This window comes from Neobacillus drentensis (assembly GCF_036965245.1).
In the GTDB taxonomy this organism is placed as follows: domain Bacteria; phylum Bacillota; class Bacilli; order Bacillales; family Cytobacillaceae; genus Neobacillus; species Neobacillus drentensis_G.
The window spans coordinates 1-10,708 of sequence record NZ_JBALPG010000113.1 but is presented as its reverse complement, the minus strand read 5'-3'; the positions used below and the strand labels follow the sequence as shown (position 1 = coordinate 10,708).

9 protein-coding genes are annotated in these 10,708 nt (G+C 33.1%); all 9 read left to right on the top strand.

Features of this window, described 5'->3' with window-relative positions; translation table 11 throughout:
• Positions 1–80: 80 nt before the first annotated feature.
• Positions 81–224, top strand: a complete 144-nt coding sequence (locus V7150_RS20200; protein ID WP_335521873.1) for a hypothetical protein — start codon at positions 81–83, stop codon at positions 222–224.
• Position 225: 1 nt separating this feature from the next.
• Entirely contained in the window at positions 226–492 is a 267-nt protein-coding gene (locus V7150_RS20195) for a hypothetical protein (protein WP_335521870.1), read from the top strand.
• Positions 493–631: 139 nt separating this feature from the next.
• Positions 632–2,290: a hypothetical protein gene (locus V7150_RS20190; protein WP_335521868.1), complete on the top strand. Its 1,659-nt coding sequence runs from the start codon at positions 632–634 to the stop codon at positions 2,288–2,290.
• Positions 2,291–2,302: 12 nt separating this feature from the next.
• Positions 2,303–3,466 carry a hypothetical protein gene (locus V7150_RS20185; protein WP_335521867.1) on the top strand — a complete coding sequence of 388 codons (1,164 nt, stop codon included), beginning with the start codon at positions 2,303–2,305 and terminating at the stop codon, positions 3,464–3,466.
• Positions 3,466–4,587 (top strand): AAA family ATPase, encoded by a 1,122-nt coding sequence (locus tag V7150_RS20180; protein WP_335521865.1) that lies wholly within the window; start codon positions 3,466–3,468, stop codon positions 4,585–4,587. The genes V7150_RS20185 and V7150_RS20180 overlap by 1 nt, the downstream gene beginning before the upstream one ends.
• Before the next feature lie 149 nt (positions 4,588–4,736).
• The gene (locus tag V7150_RS20175) at positions 4,737–5,072 is read left to right on the top strand and encodes a hypothetical protein (RefSeq protein WP_335521864.1); all 336 of its coding nucleotides are present in this window, start codon (positions 4,737–4,739) and stop codon (positions 5,070–5,072) included.
• Positions 5,073–5,488: 416 nt separating this feature from the next.
• Positions 5,489–9,145, top strand: coding sequence for an AAA family ATPase (locus V7150_RS20170; protein WP_335521862.1), 3,657 nt, complete (start codon positions 5,489–5,491; stop codon positions 9,143–9,145).
• Positions 9,146–9,610: 465 nt separating this feature from the next.
• Positions 9,611–9,808: a hypothetical protein gene (locus V7150_RS20165; protein WP_335521860.1), complete on the top strand. Its 198-nt coding sequence runs from the start codon at positions 9,611–9,613 to the stop codon at positions 9,806–9,808.
• Positions 9,809–10,202: 394 nt separating this feature from the next.
• On the top strand, positions 10,203–10,708 hold a 506-nt coding region (locus V7150_RS20160), incomplete at its 3' end, for a hypothetical protein (protein WP_335521858.1).

Below are 10,708 nucleotides of genomic sequence, written 5' to 3'. Positions count from 1 at the left end.
GTAATAAGTTGGGTTTATCAAGAAAAGGTATTGTGTTGCTGAAAAATCGTTTGCGATGATTCATCTGGCTATTGAGGAAAATGCAAACCAAAACGATTTGGTACGAGATTGAAGATACACTAATGAAAACAAATCAAGGTTCTGTAAATAAAGATGAGGTTACAAGGTTGAGCAAATTAATAGATAACAGTATTACAATGTATGAGGCTTTACAGAATATTTAATATGAAAAAATATGCAATACCTGCATTTCAAAGGCAATTTGCTTTGTATGGGGTATGGAGCAAATTTAAAAACTATGGGTTCCATTTTGTTGGATTACGCATAGAAACATTTCTGTTCTGGAACGTTGATGATTCTAATGTAACCTGTGATACATACTTCTGTAATTTTTTGGATGAGATTGCTTTTTATAATAGAGAACAGGCAGATAGTGTGAATTATGATATAAGCAATATTGATGTGAAGTTTAAAAACACACTCATTGCTTGATGGGCAGTTGAGATTAACATATCTTTTCCTTTCATTTTGGGAAATGCTCAGATCAGTCAGAAACACGCAAGAAAGCATAAAAACGTGGTATTGTTACCAAAATTCTTATTGAACTTATTTGGAAGGACTGTTTAAAATTATGGCTAATAAGAATGCAAATCAAAATATGGAAATTGATAATATTGAAACTGACTTTGATTTTGAAGAAGTAGAAGGTTTCTTATCAAAACAGTTAGAGGACAGCTTTTCTGATTTAGAACTACTGGAAAACGAAAGAAAATCGATAGCAGATCCCGATTCTTTAGGAAAAGTAGTATTGGATGAAGTTTGGAAACAGTTTGGGAATCAAATTGGACTTGACATGACGAATGAGACATTAATTCAAAAATATGATAGAGAGCATCCTGAACAATATAAGGAAATTGCTAATTCGGTACTGCAAGACCAACAATACAAAGATGCCAATAAGGCAATGAAGGAAAAACAAAAAGCCGGTACTTTAAAGGATGAATATACAGGGAAAAACTTAAAGCGTAATGAAAATGCTAATTTAGACCATGTAGTATCTAGAAAAGAATTATTTGAAAATCAAAGAAGAAAGCAAGCAAATTTAAGTGTAGCTGATATTGCCAACAAAGAAGAAAATCTAAAGGCGACTAACGAATCTTTAAATAAAAGCAAAGGTGCAAAGAGCAACAAAGAGTATTTAGAAAAACGCGAGGCTAGAGAAAAAGAACTTATTAAACAAAACGAAAGGGCAAATAAAAAAATCGATGAATCAAACATGTCAGATGTTGATAAACGTTTACAAAAAGAAAAAAATGATAAACGATTAAAGGATAAGCTTGCTGCTGATGATGATTCTATGATGAAAGCTGATAAAGAAGCAAGAAAAGCAATTAATAAAGATATTACAGTTAATGCAGCAAAAGAAGTTGGCAAAAAAGCAGGAAAAGATGCCTTAAAGGCAATGGCTGTATCAGCACTCTTTACATTGTTGAAGGAAATTATGAACGGCTTAATCCGTTTTTTAAAGGAGGGATCTAAGTCGTTTAATGGATTCTTATCTGAGATGCGTGAATCGATTAAATCATTCTTTTCCAAGATTCTCAGTTTCATTCAAACGGGAGCATCAACATTAATTGGTACCATTATTTCTGAAATCTTAGGTCCTATTGTAAGTACTTTTAAGAAATTGGCAAGTGTAATTAAGCAAGGGGTATCTTCTCTTATTGATGCAGTTAATTATCTTCGTGATAAGAAGAATATGGACAAACCGTTCTCAGTAAAGGTAGCACAAGTCGGAAAAATCATAACTGTTGGATTAGTTGGCGGCAGTGCGATTTTTTTAGGAGAGGTTTTTGAAAATTTCTTACTAACCGTTCCTGGAATGCAAATTGAGATCCCTCTAATAGGATCTCTTGCTAATATGATTGGCTTATTCTTATCAAGTTTAGTATCTGGATTAGTTGGTGCCATCGTGTTAAATCTTATCGATAAGTTTATCGCCAAAAAGGTAAAAGAAGAAAAGGACCAACAAATTATCGATAAGAAAAATGGGATTATGAATCTTCAACAAGTACAACGTTTTGTAGCTGAAAATCGTGTAGTAGCATTGAAAGAAAATGTTATGAACGAAATCTCAGAGAATCACGCATTGGCGAAGGACATAATGCGACAATCGCTTAATAAGATATTTGATGATAATCATGCTAGTAGTTCTAAAAACAAGAACAATATTACTGAAAATCAGAGAGAACTACTTCAAATGCAAAAAGATTTAGAAGGCTTACTTTAAAGGTGATGAGAAATGACAAAGGTAATGACGAGAGAGGAATCCTCAACTAATGAACAGACAATGATTGTGTCTACCAGAGGTGAGGGTTTCAATAAAAAGAAAAATGAGTTAAAAGCATTCAGTGAGAAACTGCCTAAAGAAGCAGAGTTACCTAGTGTCCCAGTTACGGGAGGGTTATTTGGGTGGTTTAACTACGATGTGACGGGTAGTGACTTAAACAGGCTTACTGAAAGTATTCAAGATAAAATGATTGAGCAGAATAAAGTTCTTGTTAGAACGATTCAAGAGTTTAATACGATTTACGATACTTTTTCTGCATTAGATAAAGAGTACATTCAGGGAATTTTAGTCTCATTGAAAGCAGCTGAAGAAGCAAATGAAAAAGCATTAAAGGGAATAGAAGGCGTTCAGACAAATCAAAACGAGATTAAACAAATCATAAATCAACAAAAACAGGTAATTCAGGTTCTGCAAAACTTTAAAGAGAAGATTGAGAAAATTGTACACTTAGCAGACGTGGATACAGTTTTTGCTATCTATTCAACAATGCAAGATAATGTAAGAGCAATCGAAGCAAAGATTGAAGCTCAAGAACTGACATTAGTTGACCTGATTAATGAAACGAAATCATTGTTTTCTTCACAGTCAGATTTTCAAGATCATATGAATCAAATAAAAGAAAACCAAGTTAAGCAATATCAAACAGTGAAACAACTGGTATCACACCAAAATAATAGTATATCTAAAATCGAAGCAATTAATACAGTAAACAAGGCTGATATCGAAACACTAAATAAAGAAGTTGCTAATCAGGTAGAAAAACTCGGTGATTTAAAACAATTATTTCAGGATGATATCCAGATCTTATCAAATAAAGTCGTTCGAAACAATTCAGAGTTTGATGCCAAACTCGTTTCAACAACTAACGAAGTCAGAAAAAACAAGACAGATTTTGAAAATGCTATTAAGGAACTCAACGTTGGAATAGAGCAACAAGCAGTAAGTATGAATTCATATTTTGAATCTGAATTGTCAAAGACAAAAAATGAGATTAGAGAGCTTAATCTGTTAACAGTAAGCTTAACAAAAGGGTTGAAGACTACTCGAGTTTTTTCATTTGCTAGTATTGCTATAACATGTGTTTTAGTGCTTTTGATAATAAGTGGGGTGCTATGATGATTTCAGAGCATTACAAACGCCAGCTGATGAAAGAAGCTAAGCAGTTAGACGTTGCTTTAGGACAATCATCTGAATTGGTAAGATTAGCTCAAGAAATAACTGACGAACAAGTTGATAAAGCTGTTCTAGAGTTCATTAAAAACCTAGGTATCTTAACTAAGAAACAATCTTTACCCAGAATGGAGCAAAAGCAAGAAAAAATTATTGAGACATTATATAAATATCTAGGAGCATCAAAAGTTGATGGTCTTATCCAAGACTTGAAAGAGTCTTCAAATGTTTCACTTGATGTGCTACTTAACCAATTAGACGAACTGGTTGGACTAGAAGATGTAAAGCAACAAGTCCGTGATTTGATTGACTATAATCAAATACAACAATTACGAGTGAAAAACGGATTGAAGAAGTCTAACAAAACTTTGCACATGGCATTTCTGGGTAATCCCGGCACAGCTAAAACTACAGTGGCTCGTATTGTTGGGAGGATGTATAAAGCTATCGGATTATTAAGTAAAGGACAGTTTATTGAAGCAAGTAGGACTGATTTAATTGCTGAGTACCAAGGACAAACAGCAATCAAGGTAAAAAGGTTAATTAATCGTGCTAAAGGTGGAGTCCTATTTATTGATGAAGCGTATAGTCTAACTGAGAATGATCATAGTGATAGTTATGGGAGAGAAAGTCTTACTGAGCTAACAAAGGCTCTAGAAGATTATCGAAATGACCTCGTTGTAATCGTAGCTGGATATACAGATTTGATGGACCAGTTCTTTGAATCCAACCCAGGATTAAAGTCAAGATTTAATACTTATATTTCATTTAGTGATTATTCACTAGATGAGCTTGTTCAAATATTCACTTACATCTGCAAACAAAATGACTATATTGCCGATGAGCAAGCGATTAAAAAAGTCCGCGATTTGCTGCAAACGAAATTAAATGAAAAAGATGATCACTTTTCAAATGGTCGTCTTGTTCGGAATTTATTTGATGATATAACACTTAATCAGTCGAAGAGACTGTCGAAATTGTCGGGGCATATTGCTAAAGAATCGTTGATGGTAATTACTAAAGAAGATGTTCCTCAAGATAGTGGACTTGTTTCCATAGACCAATAAGCTGCTTTGTTTAATAACTACTGCACAGTACAACGATACTGGTAATAGAATAAGCATCAAAACGACGATTACATTTTAAGTGATCGTCTTTCTTATTTGACTTATACTGTGCAACAATTATTTTCCTTGAACAAGCTGTAAAAATTAGTGTGATTAAGATTCTTCCACAAAAGTTCCATATTGTTGAAGATCGAGATTGTAAATTGTCACGCAGCATTATCATTTCTTCGCATTTAAGAAGTATTTACAATAATGGGAATGAGATAAAGTCACGATGGGAGACACATGCTGAATTTGGTAATCCGCTGGAGCAATACAGAGCGGTGCAGTTCGCAGACATTACAGAAAACACAAAACACATCACGGAATTTGGAATAGATTTTATGTTAAAGACGCTGAATCAAATTACCGTTTTTGAAAGTGGAAAACTTATTGTCATCTTTCATGGATGGTACGGAAATAGAATGCAATGGGGAATAGATTAATTACCAACTGAGGCTGATTTGAAGTAATCTTCAAGTCGGCCTATTTTTCTATTTTTTTACCACAAATGTTGGACAAATGCATTTATAATAGAAACATATTCCAATATATTAAAGTTAAAATGACAGCTGTTATTAATTAATTGATGAATTGAAATTAAGATTGTAAAAAAAATTTACGAAAACCCCATTATATGTCCATCGTGCTAAATATAATTTAATTAACTGGTAAATTGGTGGTGAGAACAGTGAATTTTAATATTAATTATAACGGAAATAAAGGATTTAAGGTTACTGAGTATATATGAGAGACTTACCAACAGGACCTTTGAAAGAGAAAAGATAGATACGAGTTTTTCTGGAGACCGATTTACGATAAAGGCAAGTACTATGTGATAGAGGTTTAGGAGGAGAGGCTAATGTTCCTGATAGATAAAGAAAAGAAAGTTAAACCACAAACAAATTATGTACAACACTTTTCAACAAGAATTCCGTGGAAGGATAACGATTATACTGGGCGCATTGACAATAATCCTAGGTATAATGTTGCTGCTCAAGTAATCCCAAACATTGCATCGACACGGGACTTGGAGTTTGAGGAAACGAATAAAGGTAAAAGTTACGAACAAGTAGGGTCAGTAAGAATGCAAAGCTGGATTACAGAGAACGCTGCGTTCATGAGTGATACCAAGCTAGAACTTAAAATGAACCATCCATATAAAAAAGGAAATGCTAAGTTCAAGCATTTCGAAGAAACACCTTTTGAGATGGACCCTTATTCATTCTTATTGCGCCCCTTTTCATGGACACTAAAGGATAATGCCAATGAGAAACAAAAGTATTACAATTTTTATTTTGACTTAGAAAAAACAGAACAAATGCTGAACTGGTCAAGTGCTTGGGTATCGCATGGAGAATCTCAAAAAGGGATTTTCGATTACTTCTTTTCCGGGATTAAACCCCACAAATCATTAATATTTCCATATTACAAACAAGTTCCGTTTATCGATGATAATAGGCGTGTAATTGCAGGAATAGGAAATATAGTATCAAATGTAGAAATTCATGAGTATAAGTCTGATGGAAGCAGTGACGAAAAAAACTATATTTGGGAGACAAATACAGCTCATTCAATAAGAGTAGATGGTAAAGATGGCTTTTTAATGCCATATCTTGAAATTTCAGAGTATGCAAAAAAGCATCTTGATTTTGATGTATCGAGTGTCACATTGTTTGAACCAGCAGGTTTTAGAGCGGAATTTTCATATGCAGCTGAATGGGTCAGCTACGATGCGGCTATCGATGTGTTAAATCAAGCGAAAACTGCATTGAAAAATATAGCTAAACTCAAGCTAAAAGAAGCCAATCATGAATGGGTTAATGTTCAACTTGAATATATTGATAATCAATTAAAAAACGTTTGGAATCAACGTGGTATATTCCCAGGATTAGGTTCGATTTTATCAGCTTTCGGTGTTAGATATGGTTTCGATGTTGCTAAACATGTTGATACTTCTGAAAACGACCTGATTTCTGAATTGAAGTTATACTTTTCAGGTGATAAAGAAACTGGGAACGAAAAATTGGATGACAGCTTAGCTGACAAAGAGGATGAGTTTTCTGGTTTACTAAGAGATGAAAACAAAACTCGGTATTTTGAACTTTTGTCTCGATTGAATCTTTCAGTTGAACAAGCTATTAATGCTTGGGGTAACCTAAAAAATTATGCAGCTGAAATTATTGAAAACCCATACCTGTTATACGAACTTACACGAAAAGAAAAGGACATTCATCAAGTTACTATTTCTCAAATCGACAATGCAATGTTTGTGAATCCGTTGGTGGAAAATAAGTATCCTCTTAAGAAACCAACCAAAATGAGAACTGAAAGTGATAAACGCCGTTTTAGAGCTATGGTGATATTTGTTTTAGTTCAAGCTGCAAATCAAGGCCATACTTTACTCAGCTATGATCAAATTGTTGAAGAAATTAACAAATTACCATTAGATAAAAAAACGGATTTTCAAACAGAAAAGATTGAAGGTGTTCTAGAGTTCTTGCAGAAAGATGAATTGCACGTTGATGTGGAAAATACTTACATCAAACTGAAAGAATATCAAGATTATAAACAATTGGTAGTCGATATAGTAAATAGCCGTTTAGGAACTAGTTTATCAAGTGAACAAAACTGGAGAAAAATTATTGACGACCAATTTGGAGAACTTCAAGAAAATAATGAAGAAAACGATGAACTGGCTCGTGATGAAAAGGCGACAGCGTTAAGAATTCTCGAATCATCTATGATATCTGTCCTATTGGGAAGAGCTGGGACGGGTAAAACATCAGCATTGGGAATTTTTGCTTCTTCAAAAGAAATTAAGGTTGGTGGAGTATTAGCATTGACTCCTACTGGGAAGGCAAGAGTTCAACTTGAGAATTCATTTAAGAAGAATAGTGTAGAGGCTGAGTTTATGACTGTGGCACAATTTTTAATTCGTTCTAAAGGTTTCAGTTGGAACACAATGGCTTATAAGATACCTAGTCAACCTAGTTCAAGTATTGCCAAAACAGTTATTATCGATGAAAGTTCGATGCTGACTGAAGATATGTTTGCTGGCATACTAAAACTTGTTGATTCTCATGCAGAGAGAATTATCTTTATAGGAGATCCAAATCAATTACCACCTATAGGAGCAGGGCGTCCATTTGTTGATTTGATTAATTATTTAGAGATTGCTCATCCTGATAAAATTGCAGCGTTAAAAACTGAGATGAGACAGGGTTCAGGTGGTGATGATTTATCATTTGCTCAAATATTCTCTAATTCGGATTCAGTCGATAAAGACGTAATTTACCGTATTCAAAACAATCAAACAGATAATCGTCTTAAATATATTCAATACACCGATTTAGACGAGTTAGAAAAAGTGTTCTTTGAGGAATTGGTAGAAATCACAAACATGACAACTGAAGATGATATTGATGGATTCAATAAAAGTTTAGGCGCTGAGAAAAACGGTAAATATACAAATTATTATACCGGAAAGCATATTGAAGACTGGCAAGTTCTATCTCCAACTAAATATATTGGTGCAGGAAGCTATTATTTAAATAACCAAATCCATCAAAAATATCGACAAGAAACAGTTGAAAATTGGCAAACATGGGAATGGAAAAATAAATATAAACCTCAATCTGTTCAAAATATTGTTTTGGGTGACAAAGTTATTTCGAATAGAAATGAAATTAGAGAAGCCTGGGATAAGACAGAAGAATATATAGCAAACGGTGAACTTGGAATATTAAGCAGAGCTCAAAAAAATGAATCTTATCCTGCTTCATATAGCTTCCGTTTCGGCTCATTTGAAGGAAAATTATTTTCGTATACAAAATCGGATTTTGGTGGAGAAAATAGTGACTCTAAATTAGAACTTGCATATGCTCTTACTGTTCATAAGTCACAGGGTTCTGGTTTTGGCAAAACCATAGTAGTCATAAACGGTAAAAGTTCATTTATTACAAAAGAACTTTTGTATACAGCGTTTTCTCGTCAAAGAGAAAGACTAATTGTAATAAGTGATTTGTCAATTCAAGAATTAGTTCAGTATGCCAATGACTGGTATTCGGATACCAAACAACGATATACAGACTTATTTGATGTTCCAAACATAATTGAGATAGAGTTTGGTAATCAAAAAAGGTACTTTGAAGAAAAATTGATTCATAAAACAATTCGTGGTGAAATGGTAAGATCAAAGTCCGAAGTAATTGTGGCTAATATACTCGATAAGATGAAAATTGAGTATTCCTATGAAGAACCATTAGATGTTAGTGGTAAAACCTATATTCCTGATTTTACTCTACGCTACCAAGGCAAAATTGCTTATTTAGAGCATCTTGGAATGCTAAAAAATAAATCATATAAAAATTATTGGGACAAGAAAAGAGCAAATTATGAAAGTGTGGGAATTTCAGAAACACTTGGAAATTTGATAATTACAGAAGATGGATTAGACGGAAGTTTGGATGCAACATTAATAGAGAGTAAAATCCAAACATGGATAAAAAATAGTTGATTTATTCCCACCAACCAACATACAAAATTTGATAACTCACTATGTTCCCTCATACCTGTTATCTAATTCATCAACTCGAGCCATGTGGAGTGTGTCTCGCTGCTAGAATTGACAAAATAATAGAAGATAACTTGAAAGAGCTCATTTTTTTAACATGGGCTCTTTTGGTTTAGTCCTATGATTAGTTCAAATAAGGCCAGAGGAGTACTTTTGATATTACACAGTAGACTATTACTGCGCAACAAATAATTTTTTTATGAAGGAATGTACTTTAATAAAGAGGTTTTATTTATCGGAGATAGGTTTTCAACAATCGGGCCAGATTGTTGAACAAGTCCCTCGGATTACATCGTTTAAATATGTTAAATAAAGGAATCTGAAATAATATGTCGAACTATAGTATTTAGAAGTAATTTTCAAACCATTTTTTATAGAATTTAAAAATATAATAAGAGGGTGATACATATGGCAAGAGTAAAAATAGAAGAGATTATTGATCATTTGAGTTCAGAAATGAGAAAGTCATTAAGAGACTCAGTAAATAAAGTTATTCCAGAAGTAACTTTTGATGAAAGGGAACTTTTTAGACAATTTAAAAGAGAAGTAAGTAGAAAGTGTAGTACATGGGAAAGGGTTCCAGACCAATATATTGATTCTGAATAGTGATAAAAATGAATTTAGGCGGAAATAACAGTATTTTGTACGAACGGGCGCGATTCTGTAACAAGAATCAGCGCTCGCTTTCATTAAAGGGCAATTAAATTGAGCAACTAAACCAATCAAAAATATTGTGGAGTCGCTTAGGTGGAAATGAAATTGCTAGCAGAGACACATGAAGTAGCTAACGATATTAAATGTATAACTAAAAACAAGTAGTTTGAAGTGTAATTACTTAAAAACTATTATATGTTGGAATGTTATTCCAACAATCCCTTTACATGCTATAATTTTGTAGCAAAGGTAGATAAATAATTAATTGAAATTGATAATAAATTTTTATATTAGAAATTAAAGTTGCTAATTAGATTTTATTTGCTTTCGGATAGGGGGATGTAGAATGAGTAAGAATTTAAAAGATCAAGATAAAATAGAGCAAAAGTGTTTAGACCATATTAGGAGCAAATTGTCTAAAGAAATTTGTTACGGTGTATCTGACGAAAAATATGAAGAACTGAAAAAATGGCTGAGTGATGCTAAACCAAACAAAAATAGTAGTGAATTTCCAGATTTTTTATTTGAGAATGGTTTTATAGAACATTTTGCTGTTACTTCATCCTTTGAAGGTAAAAAAGGATCAGTTCAGAAATTAGAATCATCTAGACTAAATAAGAATAGTGAGAAGAAATTCCTAAAGGAATTGGAAGATAGTGAAGAGGGGTTTGTAATAAATCGATCCTATACTCGCCTATTTGAGGAACATACACATAGTAATATTGTAAATTCTATACAAAAGAATTGGAAGAAACACATAAAAAGTTATGATAATTATTCGTCTCCTTGTAAACACGGTATTTTTCTGATTGAATATTTAGATCGTAATATTCAAACTGCAATCTGTAGAGA